This window comes from Campylobacter lari subsp. lari, from assembly GCF_013372185.1.
Classification (GTDB): Bacteria; Campylobacterota; Campylobacteria; order Campylobacterales; family Campylobacteraceae; genus Campylobacter_D; species Campylobacter_D lari.
Genome location: NZ_CP053830.1, coordinates 707551 through 731383 on the forward strand (window position 1 = coordinate 707551; position 23833 = coordinate 731383).

Genomic DNA, 23833 nt, shown 5'->3' on the forward strand with positions numbered 1-23833 from the left:
TATGAGCATTTTAAAAATACAAAATTTACAAAAATATTATGATAATCATCATGTTTTAAAAGATATAAATTTAGAAGTAAATCAAAAAGAAGTAGTGGTTATACTAGGTCCAAGTGGTTGTGGAAAATCTACACTTTTAAGATGTATTAATGGTTTAGAAGAAATGGCTGATGGAGCTATTTTTGTAGATGATGAGAAAATTGATAAAAATTATAAAAAATGGACTCAAATTCGCCAAAAAATAGGTATGGTATTTCAATCTTATGAGCTTTTTGATCATTTAAATGTGGAGCAAAATATACTCTTAGGGCCTTTAAAGGTGCAAAAAAGAAAAAAAGAAGAGGTTTTAGAAGAAGCAAAATATTGGCTTGATAGAGTAGGGCTTTTGCATAAATTAAAAGCTTATCCTAAAGAGTTAAGTGGTGGACAAAAACAACGCATAGCTATAGTTAGAAGCCTTTGTATGAATCCTGAAATCATGCTTTTTGATGAAGTTACAGCAGCGCTTGATCCTGAAATTGTGCGTGAGGTTTTAGATGTGATTTTAAATTTAGCCAAAGATGGTATGACTATGCTTATAGTTACGCATGAAATGGGTTTTGCAAAAGCTGTTGCTGATAGAATAGTTTTTATGGATGATGGAAAAATAGTAGAAATTTCAAAGCCTGATGAATTTTTTGAAAATCCAAAAACTGATCGTGCGAAAAAATTTCTCAATTTGTTTGATTTTCATTGTTAATTTTATTTTAGAAAAGATTTGTTTAAAAAATTAATATAAGGTTTAAAAATTTAAATTTTAATCACAAGGAAAAAACATGAAAAAGATTTTTCTTTTATCGTTTTTAATGGCACTTTTTTTTAGCGCCTGCTCAAATTCAGGCTCTAATGAAAACTCCATAGAAAAAATCAAACAACAAGGTGTTATCCGCATAGGTGTATTTGGTGATAAACCTCCATTTGGCTACTTAGATGTACAAGGGAAAAATCAAGGTTATGATATATATTTTGCAAAACGCATTGCAAAAGAACTTTTAGGAGATGAGTCTAAAGCACAATTTGTTTTAGTCGAAGCAGCAAATAGGGTTGAATTTTTACAATCAAATAAGGTTGATTTAATTTTAGCTAATTTTACTAAAACTCCAGAAAGAGAAGCTGTGGTGGATTTTGCACTGCCTTATATGAAAGTTGCTCTTGGGGTAGTAGCTCCTAAAAATTCAGATATTAAAACTATAGATGATTTAAAAAGTAAAACTTTGATTTTAAATAAAGGCACAACAGCTGATGCGTATTTTACAAAAAATATGCCAGAAATTAAAACCATTAAATTTGATCAAAACACAGAAACCTTTGCAGCTTTAATCGGCAAAAGAGGCGATGCGCTAAGTCATGATAATGCATTGCTTTTTGCATGGGCTAAAGAAAATCCAAATTTTGAAGTAGTGATTAAAGAGCTTGGAAATCATGATGTTATAGCTCCTGCTGTAAAAAAAGGCGATGAAGCTATGCTGAAATTTATCAATGATTTGATTGTAAAATTACAAAATGAGCAGTTTTTTCACAAAGCTTATGATGAAACCTTAAAGCCATTTTTTAGCGATGATATAAAAGCTGATGATGTGGTAATTGAAGGTGGCAAGATTTAATGATGCAAAAAGCTTTTAAAAATACCATCTATGCTTCTTTGGGTGGTATTTTAGAATTTTATGATTTTGTTTTATTTATCTTCTTTGCTAGTGTTTTTGCAAAAATTTTCTTTCCTCAAAATGATGATTTTTGGCCATTAATCTATACTTATATAGCCTTTGGGGCAGGGTATTTGGCTAGACCTTTTGGTGCTGTTGTTTTAGCGCATTTTGCAGATATAAAAGGGCGTAAGAATGTTTTTTATATTAGCATGCTTTTGATGGTTGTACCAAGTTTTATATTAGCTTTTTTACCTACTTATGAAAGTATAGGACTTTTTGCTACTTTTATGCTTTTTATCATACGGATAGCTCAAGGATTAGCCATAGGAGCTGAAGTAAGTGGAGCATGGATTTTTGTGAGTGAATTTGTAAGTAAAAAAAGACTTGGTTTAGCGCTTGGATTTATTTCAGCGACTTTAACTTTAGGTTTATTGCTTGGAAATTTAGCAACTTTGGCTGTATATGCGTATTTTGATAAAGAAGAAGTAGAAAGCTTTGCTTGGAGAATTCCTTTTTTTGTTGGGGGATTTTTTGGTGTATTGGCTTTATTTTTACGCATGAAATTGAATGAAACACCAGCTTTTAAAAACATAAAAGATAAAGAAAAAATTTTAAATTTTCCACTTTTACATGCTTTAAAAACACATAAAAAAAGTATGCTAGTGTGCGCTTTGCTTACCGTTGTTTTAACAAGCGGGGTAGCCACTTTAATGATACTGCCACAATATTTTGAAAGCTTATTAGGAGTTAGTAAAACTACCGCTTTAACATATCAAAATTTGGCTATAGTGATGATTATACTAGGAAGTTTGGTACAAGGATATTTGGCGGATTTTTTAGGTCATTTTAGAATTTGTTTGATTTTTACTTCGCTTTTTGGAATTTTTGGTATAAGTTTTAGCTTTTATAATGAGTGGTTTTTATCATTTTATTTGCTTGCTTGTTTTGCGCAAGGTATTATAGCTTTTGCTCCTATTTTTATGACTCAAATTTTTACTACAGAGTTAAGATCAAGTGGTCTTTCTTTTGCTTACAATATTTCTTATGCGATTTTGGGTTTCATAACCCCTTTTATTGTTAATTTTACATATAAGGAGTATTTTTATATTTATATTATTTTTATAATAATTGCTTGCTTGTTAAGTATGTCTTTAGTAAAAAATATTTTTAAAACAAAAAATTAGCATTAAAAAACTTCAAAATATAAACTATAACTTTGCTATAATTGTATTTTGTATTTAGAGGTGTAAATGAATAAAATTTTATTACTAGCTGATGGGATTTTTGCTAAAGATTTTTTAATGAAAATTCATAACAATAAAACTTTTAAAGAATCTTTGAGTGTTGTTTATTATAATGATGAAAGTGTGGATTTGGATTTAGAAAATGAGCAAATATCTTTTTATAAATTTGATCCTACGAGTTTGGTTAAACTAGAAAATTTACTAAAGGAAGAATTCCATCAAGCTATCATCTATATGCAAGAAGAAGCAGATATGCTAGCTTGCTATAAAAATTTAAGAAAATTACACCCAAGATTAAATATAGTTGTTATGGATTTATGGAATAGTCAAATTGATGATAATTTTTGTGAAGTAATTAATGTTTATGATACTTTAAGCACGAGATTAACGGGTTGTTTAGATAATATGCCTTCCATGGCACAATTTATTGGGCTTGGACAAGGTGAGATAATGGAGGTAAAAATTCCTGCAGGATCAAGCTTTGCTTATAGACATATAAGCTCTATTAGCCAAAAACGCTTTAAAATTGTAATGGTTTATAGAAATAATGAATTTATCCTAGCAAGACCTGGGCTTATTTTAATGCCAAATGATAGTATTTTAATCGTGGGCGATCCTAAAGTTTTACAAAGTGTTTTTACTAATATTAAAACAAGCTTAGGCCGCTTTCCATCGCCATTTGGAGATAATATACTTTGTGTTATAGATATGAAAAAAATGAGTGAGTTTGCCATAGAAAAGCTTATTTTTGCAAGTTTGCTTTTACATGTAAGGATTAATAGCAAAAAGCTTTATTTTAAAGTGATTAATCCTACTTTAACTCCTATGTATTATAAACTTAAAGCCTTGCATAAAAATAGTACTGAAGTAATATTTGACTATGAAAGTACAAATATAAAAAATATTAAGCCTTTTGTGGAAAATACCAGCATAGGTTTGCTAGTGGTGGAAGATTATCTTTTTGAAAAAGAAAAAAGTTTTCTTTTTGCTTTAAAAATTCCTGTGTTAAAAGCAGGTAAAGGGGATTTTGCGGACTTAAAATCATCGGTGGTTTTAAGTTCAAACTTTGAAGATGTGGAAGGTATTGCTTCTATTGTACTTGATTTAAATAAGCAAATCCAACTAGGACTTGCTTTGTATTATTACGATTTGAAACTAAATAAAGCTGAAATTTTTGAATATCATCAATACTTTGAAAGCCTTTCAAAACTTCATGATGAAAAATTACTTTTAATAGAAGAAAAAGAGCACAACCCTATCAATAAATTTTCTTATAAACAAAATATATTGCATTTTGTGCCATTTAATGAAAAAATTTTAGGAAGTAATTTCAATAAAATTTTAAAAACAGATTTAAATACGATATATTATAAGATGAGTAAAAATTATCAATTATTTATACCATCATTGTGAGAATATAATGCAAGTTAAAGTAAATTTAGAAAATAATACAAGTTATAATGTCTATATAAATGAATTAGAAAAGTTAAATTTTGATACTAAAGTAGTGATTTTAACTAATGAATTAGTAGCAAAGCTACATTTAGATACGCTTTTGGAAAAAATTCAAGCTAAAGAACTTTTTATCATAAAAATCAAAGATGGTGAAGAGTATAAAAATTTACAAACTATAGAATATATCTTAAATCAAATGTGCGTTTATAAGCTAGATAGAAAAAGCTTGCTTATTAGCTTTGGTGGCGGGGTGATCTCTGATATGGGTGGTTTTGTAGCAAGTATATATCAAAGGGGGATAGAATTTATCAATATCCCCACAACTTTACTAGCTTGTGTGGATGCAAGTGTGGGTGGTAAAACTGGAGTTAATAATAAATTTGGCAAAAACTTAATAGGTACTTTTTATCAACCAAAAGCAGTGTATTGTGAGAGTAGATTTTTAAAAACTTTACCTTCAAGAGAACTAGCTGCGGGTATGGCTGAATTTATCAAAATGGCTGTGGTTTTTGATGAAACGATTTTATCTTTTTTAGAAAATTTAAACGAGGATAAATTTTTAAATGCCAAATTAGATGATATTACTTTGGCTCAAATCATCCAAAAAAGCATAGAACTTAAAGCTAGTGTGGTTTCACAAGATGAAAAAGAAAGCGGTTTGAGAATGCTTTTAAATTATGGACACACCTTTGCTCATGTTATAGAAAATCAAACAGGCTATAAAAAATACTTACATGGCGAAGCTGTGGCTATAGGTATGAATATGGCAAATGTTTTAGCACTAAATTTAGGATTGTTAAGTGAGCAAGAATGCCAAAGAGTACAAAATTTACTTGCGAAATTTAAATTACCTATATCTTATAAAATTTCAAATACACAAGAGTTTTACAATGCCTTTTTCTTGGATAAAAAGACACATTTTCAAAAGATTAATTTCATTTTAGCTTGTGGCTTGGGAAAAGCTTGTATAAAAAATGATATAAGCAAAGAAGATATTTTACGCACTTTAGAGGTGTTTGCATGAAAAAGATTTTTTTACTTTTATTTTTACCTTTTTTGATGCTTTTGGCACAAGATGATATAAAACATTTAGAAGAAAAATTAAATCAATTACATAATAATCTTTCTTATAATACTTGGGTAGAAAAATATAATAATTTTAATGCATACAAAAAGACACAAGAAGAAATTCTTGCCCTTGAAAAAGAGGGTTTAAAGGCCAATGAACGCAATAAAATCATCATAGAAAGACAAATTTTGATTTTAAAAGAAAGACTAGAGCTTTTAAATGAATACAAAAGCACAAATTTTTCAAAATTGATTTTGGCTCCAGATGATATAGAAAAAATGGATCCACTAACTAATCCTTTAGCTATAATTTCTGCATATTCTCATATAAAAAAATTAAAAAGAGATAGGGAGGATTTTATAAATCTTTTAAATTCCTTTAAAAAGACTTTAGAAGAATTAATAAAAGAAAATATTTTAATTGCTGAGCTTGCAAAAATAAGTCCAAATCAAAAACGCCAAGAAGAACTTGCACTTTCTAATCAAATGGTTAGGGATTTTTCTCAAACTCTACGCTTTGGTGAAATTTCATATTCTGTTTATGAGAAAAAAATTCAAGATGAAATTAATAAAACAACAGCTTCTATTAAAGTTCAAGGTCTTAGGGCTTTTAATGTTATTTTGGGTATTATTATCGCTATTGCAGTGGCGTTTATGCTTAAATTTATCGCTAGAAAATATATAGAAGATAATGATAGATTTTACACAGCAAATAAAATTATAAATTTTATTAATGTAAATGTTATAGTGTTAATCATACTTTTTGGTTATATAGAAAATATTAGCTATTTAGTAACCGTGCTTGGTTTTGCTTCTGCTGGTTTGGCTATTGCCATGAAAGATATGTTTATGTCTATGCTTGGCTGGTGTGTGATAGTCTTTGGTGGAAGTTTTAGAGTGGGCGATAGAATAAGAGTTTTTCAAAATGGAAACCAATACATAGGAGATATCATAGATATTTCTTTTTTAAGAATTACCTTATATGAAGATATTACTCTTTTAACTTATACTGATAATAGAAGAAGTGGTAGGATAGTTTTTATACCAAATAATTTTATTTTTACAAATTTAATTTCAAATTATACTCATCATGGTATGAAAACGGTTTGGGATGGGCTTGATATAACCTTAACCTTTGATTCAAATCATCAAAAAGCTTTAGAAATAGTCCAAGATATAGTCACTAAAGCCGCAAAAGGCTATACAAAAATAGCAAAAGAATCCATGGAAAAATTAAGAAATGAATATAGTATAAGAAATCCTAGAGTTGAGCCTAGATTTTTTACATTTTTTGAAAATTATGGTTTGAGAATTTCTGCTTGGTATATGACAAATTCATATATGGCTTTGGTTTTAAGAAGTAATATAAGCAAAGATATTATCAATGAATTTAACAAACACGATGATATTAAAATTTCATATCCATCGCAAAATATTTATTTTTCTAAGAATGAATTTATAAATGATAAGGAAAATATTTGAAGCAAAAAGTATATTTTAAAACTTTTGGATGTAGAACTAATATTTATGATACCCAGCTAATAAAAACTTACATAAAAGATCATGAAATAGTCCAAAATGAGCAAGAAGCTGATGTGATAATTATAAATTCATGCACAGTTACAAATGGAGCTGATAGTGGGCTAAGAACTTATATAAATAGTGTTAAAAAAAATGGCGTTAAGGTTATACTTACAGGTTGTGGAGCTATAAGTAAGGGTAAGGATTTTTTTGATAAAAAAGAAGTTTTTGGGGTTTTAGGCGCTTCAAATAAAAGTAAAATCAACGAACTTATCATGAGTAAAAAAGAATTTTACGAGATAGGGGATTTGAAATTTATAGATACAAAAATTGTTAGTGATTATGAAAATCACACAAAAGCTTTTGTGAAAATTCAAGAAGGGTGTGATTTTGCTTGTAGTTATTGTATTATCCCAAGTGTAAGAGGAAAATCAAGAAGTATTCCAAGTGATGAAATAATAAAACAAATTAAGCTTTTAGCTCAAAATGGCTATAGTGAAGTAGTTTTAACAGGGACAAACATAGGAAGCTATGGCTTAAAAGATAAAACAACACTTGGAAAATTACTCCAAGAAATAGGAAAAATTAATGGCATTAAAAGAGTAAGGCTTGGAAGTTTAGAACCTGCTCAAATTGATGAGAGTTTTAAAGAAATTTTAGATGAGCCTTGGCTTGAGAGGCATTTACACATTGCCCTGCAACACACTCATGAGAAAATGTTGCGTATTATGAGACGAAGATCGCATACTCAAAATGATTTAGCGTTGTTTAATGAATTAAGCCAAAAAGGCTTTGCTTTAGGGACTGATTTTATAGTAGCGCACCCTGGAGAAAGTGAGTTAATTTGGCAAGAAGCTTTAGAAAATTTCAAACATTTCAAACTCACACACATCCATGCTTTTATATTCTCACCACGTGATGGAACGCATTCTGCTTCTATGAAAGAGCGTATAAATGGCGAAATAGCAAAAGAAAGATTAAATATTTTAAAAGATATTGTTTTTCAAAATAATTATGAATTTAGAAAAAATCATAAGGTGAAATTAGAAATTTTAGTTGAAAATAAAAAGGGTGAATTTTATGAAGGATATGATCAATTTTTTAACAAAATAAAAATTTCATCTAAAGAAGATATAGCTAAACAATGGTTGATTGTTGATGATTATGAGATAAAAAATGATTATAATTTTGTGGGTTTAAATAATGAAAAATAAAAAAATCATTCTAGCTTCATTTTTACTTCTTTGTGTGCTTTTGGCTATTTTTTTTGTAAAAAATCAACCTGAAAATATTAGCAAAGCATACTATGAAGAGCTTTTAAATAATGATTTAATACAAAAAGCGATTATAGATCAAAATGAAATTTTATTAAAAAGTAAAGAAGGAAATTTTTTAATAGCAAAAGAGCTTGTAAATTTAGGCACTTTGTGGGAAAAAATTCCTTTAGAATATTCAAAAGAATATAACCTAAGTAGTATTTTTCTTGTATTAATTCTACTGACTTTTTTGATAAGCTTTTTGATGTTTTTAAATAAAAAAAACAAATATAAACAAAATTTATTATCATCACAAAAAGATATCTTAGAAAACAATGAAAGTAAAAATATAATAAAAGCTGTTGTAAGTGATGTAAAATTTGATGATGTAGCAGGGGTTGAAGAGGCAAAAGTCGAGCTTTTAGAAATTGTTGATTTTTTAAAAAATCCAACAAAATATAAAAATTTTGGTGTAAAAATGCCAAAAGGTGTTTTGCTAGTTGGCCCTCCTGGTGTTGGTAAAACATTGATAGCCAAAGCCGTAGCAGGCGAGGCTGGGGTACCATTTTTTTATCAAAGTGGGGCTAGTTTTGTTGAAATTTATGTAGGTATGGGTGCAAAAAGAGTTAGAGAACTTTTTTTAAAAGCAAAATCTCAAGCCCCAAGCATTATTTTTATAGATGAAATCGATGCTATAGGTAAAAGTAGGGGAGATTTTTCAAATGTTGAAAGAGACAGTACTTTAAATCAGCTTTTAACGCAAATGGATGGTTTTGAAGATAATAGCGGGGTTATAGTTATAGCTGCTACAAATAAAATCGATCTTATGGATAGTGCTTTACTAAGATCTGGTCGTTTTGATAGAAGAATTTTTATATCTTTGCCAGATTTTAATGATAGGGTTAAAATTTTAAAAAATTACATGAGAGAAAAAAACTCTAATGTAAATTTAGAAAAAATTGCTAAAGTAAGTGTGGGCTTTAGCGGGGCAGCATTAGAAACTTTAGTCAATGAAGCAGCAATTAATGCTATAAGAAGAAAGTCTAATTTGATAGAAGAAAATGATTTTTTTGCGGTTTTAAATAAGGTTTTAATGGGCAAAAAAAAGATTTTTTCACTAAATGATAAAGAAAGAAAAATTCAAGCAAGCTATCAAGCAGCAAAGGCTTTGTGCGCTTTTTATTTTGATGTTAAATTTGAAAAAATAACCTTAATTGAAGATAGATTTAAAGAGTATGAAAATACTATAAAATCAAGATCAGAACTTTTAAATAAAATAAAAGTTTATTTAGCTGGAAATATAGCAATGCAAATTTTATTTAATGAAACTTATACTAACGCTCAAGCTGATTTTTTAAAGATTAAAGAATTGATAAATTTTATGGAAAATTTTGACATGATAGATGAAAATTTTTTACAAGAGCAAAAGCAAGAAGTGAAAGAATTTCTGGAATTGATGAAAATAAAGGTTGAAAAATTAGCTAATTTTCTTTTAGAAAATGAAAAAATTGAAAAAAAAGATGTTGAAAATATTATAATGGAGTAAAAATGGTTAAAATAGGAATTTTAGTTTTATCAGATAGAGCAAGTAGTGGAATTTATGAGGATAAATCCGGAGTTGAGATAGAAAAAATTTTAAATGAGTATATTAAAAATGATAAAGAGTTTTTTTATGAATTAATCCCTGATGAGTTTGATTTAATTGTTGAAAAATTAAATTTTTTAGCACAAGAGAAAAAATGTGATTTGGTTTTTACTACAGGTGGTACTGGACCTGCATTGCGTGATGTTACTCCTGAGGCAACTGAAGTAGTATGTGATAAAATGCTTCCTGGTTTTGGGGAATTAATGCGTGCAAAAAGCTTAGAATATGTCCCAACAGCCATACTTTCAAGACAAAGCGCTGGCATTAAAAATAAAACTTTGATTGTAAATTTACCTGGAAATCCTAAGGCTATAAGAGAGTGTATGGAGCCTATATTCCCTGCTATTCCATATTGTGTGGATTTAATAGGCGGAGCTTATATAGAAAATAATGAAGAGGTAATTTCTGTATTTAGACCAAAGAAAAAGTAAGTCTAACTAAGACTTACTTTGAGGTTTCATAGCCTTGTGATAAAAGTGCATTCATACCGCCTTTTAAATTAGTAACTTCTATGCCGTTTTGATCTAGTAAAGCAGAAGCTTTAGCACTTCTTGAACCACTTCTACAAACTATAGCGATAGGTTTGTTACTTGAAATCTTTTTAATTTCCTCGATGAAATTTTTATTTACACTGCCATCTTCATTGTAAAAGCTAATTTTAATGGCATTTTTTATAGTACCAGTTTGTGCCCATTCGCTAGGTTTTCTAACATCAATTACTTGATAATTTTCCAAAATTTCTGCGTTAATGTCAATATTTTTAACTTCTGCTAAAACAAAACTAGCACAAAGTACTAAAGATAAAAATACTTTTTTCATAATTAACTTCCCTTTTTTGTAGCTTCGTAACCTTGCGATAAAAGTGCCACCATGCCACCGTCTAGATTAGTACATTCTATACCTAGGGCATCTTCTATCATTAAAGCACTATGTTTGCTTCTTGAGCCTGTAGCACACACAAAGGCTATGTTTTTATTTTGATAATCTACTTTTTCTTTAAACTCTTGGATAAAGTTTTCATTCATAAAGCCATTATCATCGCAAAGTGCGATGAGTATAGCTTCTTTTATAACTCCGCTTTTCCATTCGCTAGGAGTTCTTACATCTACAATGCAAAATTCGTGCAAAATATCTTTAGAAATAGCTATATTTTTCATTTTTCTAAAGCCTTGGAAACGATTTTATTTAAAGCATTGTTAAATTCGCTAGGATTGTCTATACCCATTCCCTCACTAAGTTTAGCCATATTTAAAAGTATATGAGCCATATCATTAGCTAAAGCATCATTTTCTTTTAAAGCTTTTAGTATTTCATGGTTAGGATTGATTTCAAGTATAGGTTTAACTTGTTGCTCTTGCCCCATTTGTTTAAGAATTTGTTGCATAGCAAAATCAGGTTTATTTTGATCATAAACTATACAGCTTGGGCTATTTGAAAGTCTTTGGCTAAGTTTTACCTCTTCAACTTCATCTTTTAATGCTTCTTTGATTTTAATAAGCAATGGTGCAAATTCAGCCTTTTGTTCTTCGCTAGTTTCTTCGCTAGCTAAATGATTAATAGCGCTAAATTTCAAACCTTCAAATTCATTCATCATTGGCATTACTATAGTATCAATTTCTTCATCAAGCAATAATACATTGATATTTTTTTGTTTATAGCTTTCAAGAAGTGGAGAATTTCTTAAAATTTTCTCATTTTTTCCAGTGATGTAAAAAATTTCTTTTTGATCTTGAGCTAAGTTTTGTTTGTATTCTTCAAGATCGATTAATTCTTCTTTGTTTGAATTTTTAAAATATAAAAGCTTGGCTATAGCGTCTTTATTTTCACCAAAACCATACAAACCTTCTTTTAAAACTTTTCCAAAATTTTCATGGAATTTAAGGTAGTTTTCTTTGTCTTTTTCTTTGAATTTTTTAAGTTCAGCTAGGATTTTTTTGACACTTGCTTCTTGGACACTTTTTAAAATTTTATTTTCTTGCAAGATTTCACGGCTTACATTAAGTGGTAAATCTTCTATATCAATAATCCCACGCACAAATCTTAAATAAGTTGGTAATAATTCTTTATCATCATCGCTTATAAAGACTCTTTTAACATAAAGTTTTAAACCACTTTTATAATCTACTCTATATAAATCAAATGGAGCTTGAGAAGGTATAAAAAATAAAGAATTATACTCTATAGAGCCTTCTGCTTTTGTGTGTATATAAAGCATAGGTTTATTTGAATCATGAAAATTTTGCTCATAAAATTTTTCATAATCTTCAGCCTTTAAGCTTGCTTTATTTTGTCTCCATAAAGCACTTGCTGTATTAATTTGAGTGTTTTTTAATTCTTTTTTAGGTTCTTTTTCACCTTCTTCTAAAGGTAAAATTTCTTCTTTTTCCATAAAAATAGGAAATTGTATGTGATTTGAGTATTTTTCTACTATACTTTCAATACGATAAGAATTTAAAAATTCTTCATCTTTTAAATGCAAGGTTATGCAAGTACCTTGCTCATCTTTGCTAGCATCTTCTATCTCATAGCCATTTGCATCAGATATCCACACATATGCTTTATCTTCTAAGGCTTTTTTGCTTAAAACCTCTATTTTATCAGCCACCATGAAAGCTGAATAAAAGCCAACACCAAATTGGCCTATAAGTTGAGAGTCTTTTTTAGCATCTCCGCTTAAATTTTCCAAAAAGCTTTTTGTACCGCTTTTTGCTATGGTTCCAAGATTGTTGATTAAATCTTCTTTATTCATTCCTATACCATTATCACTTATGGTTAGGGTTTTTGCTTCTTGGTTAAAATTGATTTGAATTTTTGGTTCAAATTTTAAATTTTTATAAGCATCATTACTTACGCTTAAATAACTTAGCTTATCTAAAGCATCACTAGCATTAGATATAAGCTCTCTTAAAAATATTTCTTTGTTAGAATACAAAGAATGAATCATAAGTTGTAAAAGTTGATTAACTTCAGTTTGAAATTGCATTTTATCTCCTTTATTTAAAAATTAAAAAACCAATCCATACTGCCAAAAGACAAAGGATAACATTTAAAATAATATTTAGAAAAAAGTGAAAATAATCACCACTTTGCAAAAATAACAAATTTTCATAAGAAAAAGTTGAAAAAGTCGTAAAAGCACTTAAAAAACCTGTGCTAATCAAACTTTTAGTAAAAATATGTACACCTTTAGAGCTTGCATAAGAAAAAAATAAGCCCATTAAAAAAGATCCTATGATATTAACAAGTAAAGTGCCATAGGGAAAATCATGTGGAATGATTTTATTAAAAAAGCTACTAGTAAGCATTCTGGATATGGCTCCTAAAAAGCCACCAAAACCTACAGCTAAAATCGTGCCAATCAAGCTTGTATCCTTTCGCTATCTAAGATCGCTTGCATTTTTTCTCTGGTTTGCTCAAGCCAATCATCTATACTTGTATCAACAAGATCAAGAAATACTACTTTCAAAACACCACTATTTGCACTAAAGTTTTGTGTGTCTAAAATTTTAGCTGAATCAACGACTACCACAGGTTGGACTTTTAGATTAAGTTTTTCACTTAAAATTTTAGCTCCGACTTTAAATTTTAAAAGTTTTTGGGTTTTTGATCTTGTTCCTTCTGGAAAAATAGCTAAGATTCTACCTTCTTTTAATCTTTCTTTAGCCTCTTTTAAAAGCTTTACTAAGCCTTTTGGACTTCTATCTATGCAAATGATTTTTGGTTTTTTAATCATAGTTTTAAATACTGGAATTTCGCCAAGCTCTTTTTTTGCTATCCAAGAAATATTTTTTTGGCTGATATCTTCTAATGCTATAATATCAAGCAAGCTTTGATGGTTAATTAAAAGCAAATTAGCTTGAGGATTTAAATTTCCTATAACTTCAATTTTGTAATTTATAAAATATTTTTGTAATTTAGCCCAAGTTTTTCTTAGTTTCCAAATTTTATCTTGAGAATTTATAAATAAAAAACAAAGCCATAAAAATAAAATAGAAAAAATAAATTCAATCCAAAAAAACAAAGCCTTAATTCTTTGCCAAATCTTCATGCTTTACCCATCCTATTTTTCCATTTTTTAATAAAATTTTTCTATAAGCTTCTCTTGCTCCAAGCACTTCTACTTCTTGAATATTCTCGCCTGAGTAAAAATGAGTAGAATTAAGTGTTGGAAGAATTTGAATTTTACTATGTGCTTTTAAATTTGCTTTGTATATATTATTTTGCGATAAAAAGCTAGCAATAAGAGCTAAAATAGACAAACCCAAAGCCACATAACTTTTTTTAAATACAAAATATAAAGCAAAGATAGCGCTTAAAATCCAAAATATTGTTTTTTTGTAAAAATTAAAATCATTTGTTTTTGGATTTAAATCACTTTGAGTACTTATACTATCTTCTTTTAACTCAATTTTTAAAGAAAAATCTTTTAATTCTTTAGAATTTAAATTAAAATAAGAAAAATCAAAATGTGTTTTGCTTTTATCTAAAATAGCATAATAAAACCCACTTTGTTTTTCAAAATCACCTTTAATAGCCTCTACACCTTGTTTTTGAATACCTTTTATGTTGAAACTTGCTAGGTTTGTGTTTTCTCCTGCAAGTTCTATAAACAAAATCATATTATCATTATCAAAATGGCTTGCTTTTACTTGTTTTACTTCTAAATTACTTGCAACTATGTGTGAGTATTTATTAGAAGGAGCGTCGATTTTTTTAAATCTAATAGGTTTTATAATTAGTGATGAGCTTTGAAAAATATGATCATTTCTGCTTAAAGAAACGATGATTTTATTTAAATTAGCATTCAAACTTTTTGCTTCAAACCATAATTTTGTATAATATGAATTAGCTTTTTGCTCCCAAATAGGATTAGGATTAATCCAAAGCATATCATCATTTTTTTCAAAACTCACATTTAAATCAAAACTCGCATTAGTTGTGGTGATAACCTCAAGATCTATAGCAAAAGCTTCATCTATATAGGCTTCATCAGCGTATTTTTTTGCGTTTAATACTAAAGAACCTTGAGGAATAAAATTTTCATCATTGATTTTGCTTTCATAATTACTCTCATCACTTGGAGCAATAGTTTGATAAATTTGCTTAGCTTGATCGTCTAATTGATTGTAATTTTTTTCTAAGGTGTTATAATCTTCAAAAACACTATTTTCTTGAGCATGTAAACTAAACGCTAGCAAAAAAACACAAAAAACTTTGAAAGTTTTTAGCAATTTAAAAATCCTTCAAACATTTTAAGTCCTACTTTTGAGCCAAGTATATCATCACACATTCTTTCAGGGTGTGGCATAAGTCCAAAAACTTTTTTATTCTCATCGCAAATCCCAGCTATATCATTTAAAGAACCGTTTGGATTATTGATATATCTTAATAAAATCATATCTTTATCTTCTAGCATTTTAATATTATCTTCACTATTAAAATAATTTCCTTCTCCGTGAGCAATAGGTAATTCTATAATGTCATTTTTTTGGAAATTTTTCAAAAAAGCATTATTGTTTGATACTACTTCTAATGCTTGCATCTTAGAAATAAAACTTAAGCTATTGTTGTGTTTCATAGCTCCCTTTAAAAGACCAAGCTCTAGTAAAATTTGAAAACCATTGCAAATACCTAGGACATATCCACCTTTTTGTACATGTTCTTTAAGTGTTTTCATAGCAGGAGCAAGTTTTGCAATAGCAGCACATCTTAAATAATCTCCATAAGAAAATCCACCTGGTAAAACAATTAAATCTGCACTAAAATCTTGTCTTTCATGCCAAATGATTTCAGTTTTTACACCTAGTTTTTCAAAAGCATAAGCCGTATCAAACTCACAATTAGTTCCAGGAAAACGAATAATAGCTACTTTCATAATATTATCTCATAATCTTCTATCACAGTATTTGCAAGCAATTCTTTACACATTAAATCAACTTGTTTTAAAGCTTCTTCTTTATTATCACAAGCTATGTCAAAACTAATTTGTTTTGAGGTTTTAACATTTGCTATGTTATTAAAATCTAAAGAATGCAAAGCCTTTTCTATGACTTTGCCTTGAGGATCTAAAACCCCATTTTTTAGTGTAATATTTACAATTACCTTCATTGTTTTTCCTAACTTAAAATTCTTTTTAATACTTCTTCATAGGCCATTTTTACATTACCTAGATCTTGTCTAAAGCGATCTTTATCTAATTTTTCATTAGTTTTGCTATCCCAAAATCTACAACTATCAGGGCTAATTTCATCAGCTAATATCATATTTCCTTCATTATCAATACCAAATTCTAATTTAAAATCAATCAATCTTAAGCCTTTAGATTCAAAGAATTTAACTAAGATAGAATTGATTTGTCTTGCTATATTTTTTATTAATTCTAAATCTTTTTCACTTTTTACTAAATTTAAAATCAAACAATGCTCATCATTGATAATAGGATCACCCAAATCATCATTTTTATAACAAAACTCAACTACAGCAAAAGGTAAAATCGTGCCTTCTTTAATACCTAATCTTTTTGTTAAAGATCCCGTAGCTACATTTCTAGTGATAACTTCAATAGGTATAATATTGCATTTTTTAACAATTTGTTCTTTGTCACTAATAGTTTCTACTAGATGTGTTTTAATACCTTCTTTTTCTAAAAGATGAAAAATTTCAGTACTAATTTTACAATTTAACGCACCTTTTCCTGCTTCATTACCTCTTTTTTCTGCATTAAAAGCAGTCAAATCATCTTTAAATTCTGTGATGAGTAAATTCTCATCATCAGTTTTATACATTTTTTTGCCTTTTCCTTCGTATAAAAGATCTAATTTTGTTGCCATTTTACTCTCCTTTTGTGATGTTTAAAATTTTGATTGCATCTATTGCAGTTTTTAGCTGTATGTCGTTATTAATTTGCTCTTTGGTGATGATATTTTTATCTTCTTTATTATCTTTTTTCTTTTCTTGATGTCCGATTTTGTCAAGTTCAGCTTGTAAGTGCTTTTTTAGATCGCTCTCTTTGATTTCAAAGCCATGATTTTCTTCTTTACTTACTTTTCCAGGGAATACTTCTATATCAGGACTAACTCCGACAGCTTGTATGGTTCTACCACTTGGTAAATAATATTTTGCTATAGTAAGTCTTAAACCTTCTTTACCTTTTTCATCCATAGGTAATATAAGCTGCACACTGCCTTTTCCAAAAGTTTTTTCACCCACTATAATAGCGCGTTTGAAATCTTGTAAAGCTCCGCTTACAATCTCACTTGCACTAGCGCTACCACCATTTACAAGCACTACTAAAGGCGCGTTGGTAATTTTTTTACTAGGATTTGCTTTAAATTCTACATTTTCACTTTCTATTTTTCCTTTTTGTGAAACAATGACTCCTTTATCTACAAAAAGATTTACCAAACCTACAGCTTGATTTAAAATACCACCTGGGTTGGTTCTAAGATCTAGTATGATTCCTTTTACATTAGAATGTTTTTTGATCGCTTTACTAGCTTCATCTACGACATTTTTATCAAAATTAGTCACTCTTAGATAAAGCAAGTTTTCATTTTCGATTAATTTTGTATAAACGCTATCTACTTTTATAATATCTCTTTTTAAATTGACATCAAATGGTTTTGCATCACCTTTTCTATAAATAGTTAAGGTAACCTTTGTCTTAGGTTCTCCGCGCATTTTAGAAACAGCTTCATTTAAAGTCATACCTAAGGTTGATTCGTTATTAATTCTTAAGATAATATCATCTGTTTTAATGCCTGCTTTGTCCGCTGGACTTCCTTCTATTGGTGCTACCACAGTGATTGCACCATCTTTTTGTGTAATTGTAAAGCCAAGTCCACCAAATTCTCCATTAGTTTGCTCTTTAAGTTCTTTATAACCTTTTTCATCTAAGAAAGATGAATGAGCATCTAAATTTGTTAGTAAACCTGCAATGGATTTATCAACTAAATCTGTATAATTAACATCATCAACATAATATTGCTCTATAATGGACATGGTTCTTGTGAGTTTGGATAAAGCTTCTATTTTCTTTTCTGCTTCACTAGGAGTGGGGTTTTTAGCTTGTAAATTAGTAAAAATAAAAGAAGCGGTTACTAAACTACAAATACTAGCTGCGATAATAAGATTTCTTTTTGTCTTCAAAGGAAAAACTCCAAAATAAATATGAATTCATAAAATAATTATCTAATTTTAGTTATTTTTGCTTAAAAAATCGTAAATAAAGTAAATATTTTTATGATATTAGTGTGTATATATAAAAAATTATTTATAAACATAACTAAATAAACTTGACAATAATAGACTAAAGTTATATAATACATCATATATAAAAGTAAAAAGGAGTAAAAAATGGCAAATATACAAGATTTTTTAACAGATTCTATGCTTTCAAATATAGAAAGTGCGATTTCTTTAGCCATTCATTCTAAGAATAGTGAAATAAAACCTTTGCATTTATTATGGGCTTTAAGTGTTGATAGTTCAAGTTTGCTAAATCAAGTTTTTAATAAATTAAATGTTTCTAAAGAGGCATTTGAATTAGAAGTAAAAAGTAAAATTTCATCTTTTCCCACTAGCTCAAATGTAAATAAAGATAATATTAAATTTTCAAATGAATTTATTAATTCTTTAGAAAAAGCAAAAGGCTTGGCTTTAGAAAACAAAGATAACTATTTAGCTGTGGATATGTGGCTTGTTTCAGAAAGTACGAGTGGAGTTATTAAAGAACTTTTATCTAAATTTGTAGATTTAAATGAATTTAAAAAAGAATTAGAATTCATTAGAGCTGGAGTTAAAATAGAAACCAAAACAAGCGATGAAACGCTTGATTCTTTATCTAAATTTGGTATTGATTTGACTATGAAAGCTAAAAACAATGAACTTGATCCTGTTATAGGCAGGGAAGAAGAAATTCAAAGATTAATGCAAATTTTAATAAGAAAAACTAAAAATAATCCTATTTTATTAGGTGAGCCAGGGGTAGGAAAAACTGCTGTAGTGGAAGCTTTAGCGCAAAGAATAGTAAAAAAAGATGTTCCTACTTCTTTGCAAAATAAAAAAGTCATAGCTTTAGATATGAGTGCTTTAATAGCAGGAGCAAAATACAGAGGAGAATTTGAAGATAGATTAAAAGCGGTTGTAAATGAGGTTATTAAGCATAAAAATATAATTTTATTTATAGATGAAATTCATACCATTGTGGGCGCGGGTGCAAATGAAGGAAGTATGGATGCAGCAAATATTTTAAAACCTGCTTTAGCAAGAGGTGAGCTTCATACAATAGGTGCTACAACTTTAAAAGAATATAGAAAATATTTTGAAAAAGACGCAGCATTACAAAGAAGATTTCAACCTGTAAATGTAGCTGAACCTAGTGTAAATGAAGCTTTGGCTATGCTTAGAGGTATAAAAGAAAAATTAGAAATTCATCACAATGTAACTATTAATGATAGTGCATTGGTAGCAGCTGCAAAACTATCTAAACGCTATATAGCTAATAGATTTTTACCAGATAAAGCGATTGATTTAATAGATGAAGCAGCAGCTGAGCTTAAAATGCAAATAGAAAGTGAGCCAAATTCTTTAAGAAAGGTTAGAAAGCAAATTGAAAGCTTGGAAGTAGAAAATGAAGCTTTAAAAATGGAAGAAAATGAAGCTAATGAAAAAAGATTAGAAGAGATTAAAAAAGAATTAGCAAATTTAAAAGAAGAGCAAATCAAACTTAATGCTAAATTTGAAAATGAAAAAGCAGTATTTAATGGCATAAGTGCAAAGAAAAAAGAAATCGATACTTTAAAAAATGAAGCTATTTTAGCTAAAAATAAAGGAGATTTCCAAAAAGCTGCTGAAATAGAATATGGCAAAATTTTAGAGTGCGAAAAAGAGGTATTAAATTTAGAAGAAAAATGGAAACAAATGACCCAAAAAGGAGTTTTGCTTAAAAACCAAGTAGATGAGGATTTAGTAGCTGGTATTTTAAGCAAATGGACGGGCATTAGCGTGCAAAAAATGCTAACTTCAGAAAAGCAAAAATATTTACATATTCAAGAGTATTTACAAGAAAGCGTCGTAGGACAAGATGAGGCTTTGAGTGCCTTAGCTAGAGCTATTAAGCGTAATAAAGCAGGGCTAAATCAAGCAACCAAGCCTATAGGAAGCTTTTTATTTTTAGGGCCAACTGGGGTAGGCAAAACAGAAAGTGCGAAGGCTTTGGCTAAGTTTTTATTTGACGATGAAAAAGCTATGGTGCGTTTTGATATGAGTGAATTTATGGAAAAACACAGCATATCAAGACTTTTAGGTGCACCTCCAGGGTATATAGGACATGAAGAAGGAGGGGAGCTAACTGAAGCTGTTAGAAGAAAGCCTTATAGTGTTATTTTATTTGATGAAGTAGAAAAAGCTCATAAGGATGTGTTTAATATACTTTTGGGAATTTTAGATGATGGTAGGGCTACAGATAGTAAAGGTGTAACGGTTGATTTTACTAATACTATAATTATCTTAACTTCTAACATAGGTGCAAATTTTATCATGGAGTTAAAGGGTGAAGAAAGAGAAAAAGCTATCAAAGAAGCCCTTAGAAGTTTTTTTAGACCTGAGTTTTTAAATCGTTTAGATGATATTATTACTTTTAATCCTTTAGGGGAAAGTGAAGCTGAAAAAATAGTTAAATTACTTTTTAATACCTTGCAAAAAAGTCTTGAAAATAGAGGTATCAAAGCAAGTTTGAGCGATAATGCTGCTAGGTTAATAGCAAAGGTTGGTTTTGATGTAGATTTTGGTGCAAGACCATTAAAAAGAGCTTTATATGACATGGTAGAAGATAAATTAAGTGATATGATATTATCTGATGAATTAAATGAAAATGATGAGATTATTATAGATTCTAAAGATGATGAGATTGTTATTATTAAACAATAAGCAAGTGCAATACTTGCTTATTTTAGAGTAAAATTATCCTATTAACATTAAATTGTAAATACTTCGTATATTTGTTTTAAAAATATTATTTTTTATCTATTCTTAACAATAAATGTTTTAAAATCTTTAATGATATTTCTATATTTAAGGAACAACAAATGAGTGATTTAGATATTTTTAATCGCCGTTTAGACGCATTAGAAAAACTTCCTCTTTTAAAAAATGAGATTTCTATCTCTAAAGCCTTAGAGCAATCAGGTTTTTCAAGAAGAGATTTTATGAAATGGGCTAGTGCAATGACTGCATTTTTAGCACTACCTGCTAGTTTTACTCCAGTAGTTGCAAGAGCTGCTGAGCTTAGTGATAGACTTCCAGTGATTTGGCTTCATATGGCTGAATGTACAGGATGTTCTGAGAGTTTATTAAGAAGTGATGCTCCTACTATAGATAGTTTAATTTTTGATCATATTTCTTTAGAATATCATGAAACTATAATGGGTGCAGCAGGTTGGCAAGCTGAGCATAATCTTGAAGCTGCTATGGAAAAATACAAAGGTAGATATATCTTAATGGTAGAAGGTGGTATACCAACAGGTGCTACAGAAAACTTTTTAACCATAGGACCACACGGTAAAACAGGTAAGCAAATAGCTCAAGAAGCTTGTGATAATGCCTTGGCTATTTTTGCTATAGGTACCTGTTCAGCTTTTGGTGGTATTCAAGCTGCTAGACCTAATCCAAGCAATGCTGTAAGTTTAAGTAAGGTTACAAATAAAACAGTTATTAATGTTCCAGGTTGTCCTCCAAGCGAAAAAAATATTATAGGTAATGTGATTCATTATATATTGTATCAGACATTGCCAGCGCTTGATGCTTATAATAGACCAAAATGGGCTTATGGATTAAGAATTCATGATCTTTGTGAAAGAAGAGGACGCTTTGATGCGGGTGAGTTTGTGCAACAATTTGGTGATGAGGGGGCAAAAAAGGGATATTGTCTTTATAAGGTAGGCTGTAAAGGACCTTATACTTTTAATAACTGCTCAAGAGAAAGATTTAATCAACATACCTCATGGCCAATCCAAGCTGGACATGGTTGTATAGGTTGTTCAGAGCCTGATTTTTGGGATACTATGGGACCTTTTGAAGAAGTTATGGCGGGAAGATTATTTGATACTGTTTATGGCTTGGGTGCTGATAGTATTTCAGACAAAATTGGTATAGGTGTGCTTTGTGTAACAGGTGTTGCTGTTGCTGCGCATGCTGTGATTGCTTCATTAGAAAAAAATAAGGATTAAGAATGTCAAAAAGAATTATTATAGATCCACTTACTAGAATAGAAGGGCACTTAAGAGTTGAAGTGGTGGTTGATGAAAATAATGTCATTAAAGAAGCATATTCAGGATCAACACTATGGAGAGGTTTGGAAACTATTGTAAAAGGTCGTGATCCAAGAGATGCAGGCTTTTTAACTCAAAGAATTTGTGGTGTTTGTACTTTTTCGCATTATAGAGCAGGGATTATTGCGGTAGAAAATGCTTTGGGTATTACTCCACCATTAAATGCAGTTTTAACTAGAACTTTAATGAATGCAGCTTTGTATATGCACGATCATCCTGTGCATTTTTATCAACTTCACGGGCTTGATTTTGTTGATGTTGTAAGTGCTTTAAGTGCTGATGTAAAAAAAGCAAGTGATGAAGCATTTAAATACACTGACATGCCTTATGCAACAGGTGCAGATAAACTTTTAGAAGTACAAAAAAGATTAAAAACTTTTGTAGATAAAGGAAATCTTGGACCGTTTGCAAATGCTTATTATGGACATGCGACTTATCGCTTTACTCCTGAGCAAAACCTTATTGCACTTTCACATTATTTAGAATGTTTAAGAATTCAAAGAGTTATAGCTCAAGCTATGGCAATTTTTGGTGCTAAAAATCCTCATCCACAAAGTTTAACTGTTGGTGGTGTAACTTGTGTTATGGATCTTTTAAACCCATCAAGAATGGCTGAATATATGACTAAATTCCAAGAAGTAGCTGATTTTATTAACCGTGCTTATTATCCTGATTTAATCATGGCAGCAAAAGCTTATTCTAAAGAAGCGAGTGTATTAAATGATGTTGGAGTAAATAATTTCTACACCGAAAGAGAATTCCAAGTTTCTAGTGATGAATGGTTATTTGAGGGTGGTATTATTAGAAATGGTGATTTGAGTAAAGTTGAAGAAGTAGATGAAGCTAAAATCACTGAAGAGGCTACAAGATCATGGTATGCAAATAATGAAGCTTTACACCCTTATGATGGCAAAACTAATCCAAACTATACAGGCTTAATTGATGGTGAAAGCATTGATGATAAAGGCAATATGGTTCATAGTAAGGTATTTGATACCAAAGGTAAATACAGCTGGATTAAAGCTCCAAGATATGAAAATTTACCTATGCAAGTTGGACCATTAGCAAATATTTTAGTAAATTATGCTAAGGGTAATAAAATCGTAGTAGAAGCGGTTGATTCATTCTTAAAAGCTACGAATTTACCAGTTAAAGCACTTATGAGTACTTTAGGAAGAACTGGTGCTAGAGCGATTGAAGCTAAAATCATTGCTGATCATGGTTTAAAAGCATTTAATTCTTTAGTTGAAAATTTAAAAACAGATGAAAGCACTTGTGCTACTTATGTAATCGATAAAAACAAAGAATACAAAGGTAGATTTATGGGAAGTGCACCTCGTGGTGCGTTGAGCCATTGGTGTAGAATTAAAGATGGTGTGATTGAAAACTGGCAAGCTGTGGTTCCTTCTACTTGGAATGCAAGTCCAAAAGATGCAAATGGGGTAGGTGGAAGTTATGAGCAATGTCTTATTGGAACAAAACTAGCTGATGTTAAACAACCTTTAGAAGTAATAAGAGCTATTCACTCTTATGATCCTTGTATAGCATGTGCTGTGCATGTAATGGATACTAAAGGCAATAATCTTAGCGAGTATAAAGTTAATGTAAATTTATAAGGAAAGGACTTTAG

General features: G+C 29.5%; 22 protein-coding genes. 12 read left to right on the forward strand and 10 right to left on the reverse strand.

The features are described from left to right. Window position 1 precedes the first annotated feature (1 nt). From CLLT_RS03780 to mog, 9 genes are all read left to right on the forward strand, one after another. Complete coding sequence (locus CLLT_RS03780) at window positions 2–739, forward strand: amino acid ABC transporter ATP-binding protein (RefSeq protein WP_070257041.1); 738 nt, start codon at window positions 2–4, stop codon at window positions 737–739. Between the two features lie 106 nt (window positions 740–845). Then, complete coding sequence (locus CLLT_RS03785; RefSeq protein ID WP_370510398.1) at window positions 846–1643, forward strand: cysteine ABC transporter substrate-binding protein; 798 nt, start codon at window positions 846–848, stop codon at window positions 1641–1643. A 2-nt stretch (window positions 1644–1645) separates the two neighbouring features. After that, window positions 1646–2869 (forward strand): MFS transporter, encoded by a 1224-nt coding sequence (locus CLLT_RS03790; RefSeq protein ID WP_070257151.1) that lies wholly within the window; start codon window positions 1646–1648, stop codon window positions 2867–2869. A gap of 66 nt (window positions 2870–2935) precedes the next feature. After that, entirely contained in the window at window positions 2936–4342 is a 1407-nt protein-coding gene (locus tag CLLT_RS03795; protein WP_012661407.1) for a COG3400 family protein, read from the forward strand. A gap of 7 nt (window positions 4343–4349) precedes the next feature. Beyond that, window positions 4350–5408 (forward strand): 3-dehydroquinate synthase, encoded by a 1059-nt coding sequence (gene aroB / locus CLLT_RS03800; RefSeq protein WP_074691991.1) that lies wholly within the window; start codon window positions 4350–4352, stop codon window positions 5406–5408. After that, window positions 5405–6934, forward strand: coding sequence for a mechanosensitive ion channel family protein (locus CLLT_RS03805; protein WP_074691993.1), 1530 nt, complete (start codon window positions 5405–5407; stop codon window positions 6932–6934). Before aroB ends, CLLT_RS03805 begins: the two co-directional genes overlap by 4 nt. Further along, window positions 6931–8187 (forward strand): tRNA (N(6)-L-threonylcarbamoyladenosine(37)-C(2))-methylthiotransferase MtaB, encoded by a 1257-nt coding sequence (gene mtaB / locus CLLT_RS03810; protein WP_012661410.1) that lies wholly within the window; start codon window positions 6931–6933, stop codon window positions 8185–8187. Before CLLT_RS03805 ends, mtaB begins: the two co-directional genes overlap by 4 nt. Continuing rightward, a complete protein-coding gene (locus CLLT_RS03815) occupies window positions 8177–9775 on the forward strand; it encodes an AAA family ATPase (RefSeq protein ID WP_012661411.1) in 1599 nt (532 codons plus the stop codon). The genes mtaB and CLLT_RS03815 overlap by 11 nt, the downstream gene beginning before the upstream one ends. Window positions 9776–9777: 2 nt before the next feature. Beyond that, entirely contained in the window at window positions 9778–10305 is a 528-nt protein-coding gene (mog, locus tag CLLT_RS03820) for a molybdopterin adenylyltransferase (protein WP_012661412.1), read from the forward strand. A gap of 13 nt (window positions 10306–10318) precedes the next feature. Here the strand turns inward: mog and CLLT_RS03825 are convergent, their stop codons facing one another. Genes CLLT_RS03825 through CLLT_RS03870 form a run of 10 tightly spaced genes read right to left on the reverse strand, consistent with a single transcriptional unit; the run spans window position 10319 to window position 18022 of the window. After that, window positions 10319–10693 (reverse strand): rhodanese-like domain-containing protein, encoded by a 375-nt coding sequence (locus CLLT_RS03825; RefSeq protein WP_074691996.1) that lies wholly within the window; start codon window positions 10691–10693, stop codon window positions 10319–10321. 2 nt (window positions 10694–10695) lie between these two features. Continuing rightward, window positions 10696–11031, reverse strand: a complete 336-nt coding sequence (locus tag CLLT_RS03830; protein WP_070257031.1) for a rhodanese-like domain-containing protein — start codon at window positions 11029–11031, stop codon at window positions 10696–10698. Continuing rightward, window positions 11028–12857 carry a molecular chaperone HtpG gene (gene htpG, locus CLLT_RS03835; protein ID WP_070257029.1) on the reverse strand — a complete coding sequence of 610 codons (1830 nt, stop codon included), beginning with the start codon at window positions 12855–12857 and terminating at the stop codon, window positions 11028–11030. Before htpG ends, CLLT_RS03830 begins: the two co-directional genes overlap by 4 nt. Before the next feature lie 10 nt (window positions 12858–12867). After that, window positions 12868–13236 (reverse strand): fluoride efflux transporter CrcB, encoded by a 369-nt coding sequence (crcB, locus tag CLLT_RS03840; protein ID WP_012661416.1) that lies wholly within the window; start codon window positions 13234–13236, stop codon window positions 12868–12870. After that, entirely contained in the window at window positions 13233–13922 is a 690-nt protein-coding gene (locus CLLT_RS03845) for a lysophospholipid acyltransferase family protein (protein WP_070257027.1), read from the reverse strand. The genes crcB and CLLT_RS03845 overlap by 4 nt, the downstream gene beginning before the upstream one ends. Beyond that, on the reverse strand, window positions 13900–15105 hold the full coding sequence (locus CLLT_RS03850; protein WP_070257026.1) for a hypothetical protein: 1206 nt from the start codon (window positions 15103–15105) through the stop codon (window positions 13900–13902). Before CLLT_RS03850 ends, CLLT_RS03845 begins: the two co-directional genes overlap by 23 nt. Continuing rightward, window positions 15099–15749, reverse strand: a complete 651-nt coding sequence (gene purQ / locus CLLT_RS03855; protein ID WP_012661419.1) for a phosphoribosylformylglycinamidine synthase subunit PurQ — start codon at window positions 15747–15749, stop codon at window positions 15099–15101. Before purQ ends, CLLT_RS03850 begins: the two co-directional genes overlap by 7 nt. Then, window positions 15746–15982 carry a phosphoribosylformylglycinamidine synthase subunit PurS gene (purS, locus tag CLLT_RS03860; protein WP_012661420.1) on the reverse strand — a complete coding sequence of 79 codons (237 nt, stop codon included), beginning with the start codon at window positions 15980–15982 and terminating at the stop codon, window positions 15746–15748. Before purS ends, purQ begins: the two co-directional genes overlap by 4 nt. A gap of 8 nt (window positions 15983–15990) precedes the next feature. Then, window positions 15991–16704, reverse strand: coding sequence for a phosphoribosylaminoimidazolesuccinocarboxamide synthase (purC, locus tag CLLT_RS03865; RefSeq protein WP_012661421.1), 714 nt, complete (start codon window positions 16702–16704; stop codon window positions 15991–15993). 1 nt (window position 16705) lies between these two features. Beyond that, a complete protein-coding gene (locus CLLT_RS03870) occupies window positions 16706–18022 on the reverse strand; it encodes a S41 family peptidase (RefSeq protein ID WP_012661422.1) in 1317 nt (438 codons plus the stop codon). 207 nt (window positions 18023–18229) lie between these two features. Between CLLT_RS03870 and CLLT_RS03875 the strand changes: the two genes are divergently transcribed. The 3 genes from CLLT_RS03875 to CLLT_RS03885 all read left to right on the forward strand — a co-directional run bounded on the left by CLLT_RS03875 (window position 18230) and on the right by CLLT_RS03885 (window position 23819). Beyond that, the gene (locus CLLT_RS03875; RefSeq protein ID WP_074691999.1) at window positions 18230–20803 is read left to right on the forward strand and encodes an ATP-dependent Clp protease ATP-binding subunit; all 2574 of its coding nucleotides are present in this window, start codon (window positions 18230–18232) and stop codon (window positions 20801–20803) included. Between the two features lie 158 nt (window positions 20804–20961). Further along, a complete protein-coding gene (locus CLLT_RS03880; RefSeq protein WP_074692002.1) occupies window positions 20962–22101 on the forward strand; it encodes a hydrogenase small subunit in 1140 nt (379 codons plus the stop codon). 2 nt (window positions 22102–22103) lie between these two features. Further along, entirely contained in the window at window positions 22104–23819 is a 1716-nt protein-coding gene (locus CLLT_RS03885) for a nickel-dependent hydrogenase large subunit (RefSeq protein WP_074692005.1), read from the forward strand. The last annotated feature ends 14 nt before the right edge of the window (window positions 23820–23833 follow it).

Excerpts from the sequence above, each read along its gene's own strand:
- CLLT_RS03780 (WP_070257041.1), top strand. The coding sequence starts at position 2 with ATGAGCATTTTAAAAATACAAAATTTACAAAAATATTATGATAATCAT.
- CLLT_RS03785 (WP_370510398.1), top strand. The coding sequence starts at position 846 with ATGGCACTTTTTTTTAGCGCCTGCTCAAATTCAGGCTCTAATGAAAAC.
- CLLT_RS03790 (WP_070257151.1), top strand. The coding sequence starts at position 1,646 with ATGCAAAAAGCTTTTAAAAATACCATCTATGCTTCTTTGGGTGGTATT.
- CLLT_RS03795 (WP_012661407.1), top strand. The coding sequence starts at position 2,936 with ATGAATAAAATTTTATTACTAGCTGATGGGATTTTTGCTAAAGATTTT.
- aroB (WP_074691991.1), top strand. The coding sequence starts at position 4,350 with ATGCAAGTTAAAGTAAATTTAGAAAATAATACAAGTTATAATGTCTAT.
- CLLT_RS03805 (WP_074691993.1), top strand. The coding sequence starts at position 5,405 with ATGAAAAAGATTTTTTTACTTTTATTTTTACCTTTTTTGATGCTTTTG.
- CLLT_RS03815 (WP_012661411.1), top strand. The coding sequence starts at position 8,177 with ATGAAAAATAAAAAAATCATTCTAGCTTCATTTTTACTTCTTTGTGTG.
- mog (WP_012661412.1), top strand. The coding sequence starts at position 9,778 with ATGGTTAAAATAGGAATTTTAGTTTTATCAGATAGAGCAAGTAGTGGA.
- CLLT_RS03825 (WP_074691996.1), bottom strand. The coding sequence starts at position 10,693 with ATGAAAAAAGTATTTTTATCTTTAGTACTTTGTGCTAGTTTTGTTTTA.
- CLLT_RS03830 (WP_070257031.1), bottom strand. The coding sequence starts at position 11,031 with ATGAAAAATATAGCTATTTCTAAAGATATTTTGCACGAATTTTGCATT.
- htpG (WP_070257029.1), bottom strand. The coding sequence starts at position 12,857 with ATGCAATTTCAAACTGAAGTTAATCAACTTTTACAACTTATGATTCAT.
- CLLT_RS03845 (WP_070257027.1), bottom strand. The coding sequence starts at position 13,922 with ATGAAGATTTGGCAAAGAATTAAGGCTTTGTTTTTTTGGATTGAATTT.
- purQ (WP_012661419.1), bottom strand. The coding sequence starts at position 15,749 with ATGAAAGTAGCTATTATTCGTTTTCCTGGAACTAATTGTGAGTTTGAT.
- purS (WP_012661420.1), bottom strand. The coding sequence starts at position 15,982 with ATGAAGGTAATTGTAAATATTACACTAAAAAATGGGGTTTTAGATCCT.
- purC (WP_012661421.1), bottom strand. The coding sequence starts at position 16,704 with ATGGCAACAAAATTAGATCTTTTATACGAAGGAAAAGGCAAAAAAATG.
- CLLT_RS03875 (WP_074691999.1), top strand. The coding sequence starts at position 18,230 with ATGGCAAATATACAAGATTTTTTAACAGATTCTATGCTTTCAAATATA.
- CLLT_RS03880 (WP_074692002.1), top strand. The coding sequence starts at position 20,962 with ATGAGTGATTTAGATATTTTTAATCGCCGTTTAGACGCATTAGAAAAA.
- CLLT_RS03885 (WP_074692005.1), top strand. The coding sequence starts at position 22,104 with ATGTCAAAAAGAATTATTATAGATCCACTTACTAGAATAGAAGGGCAC.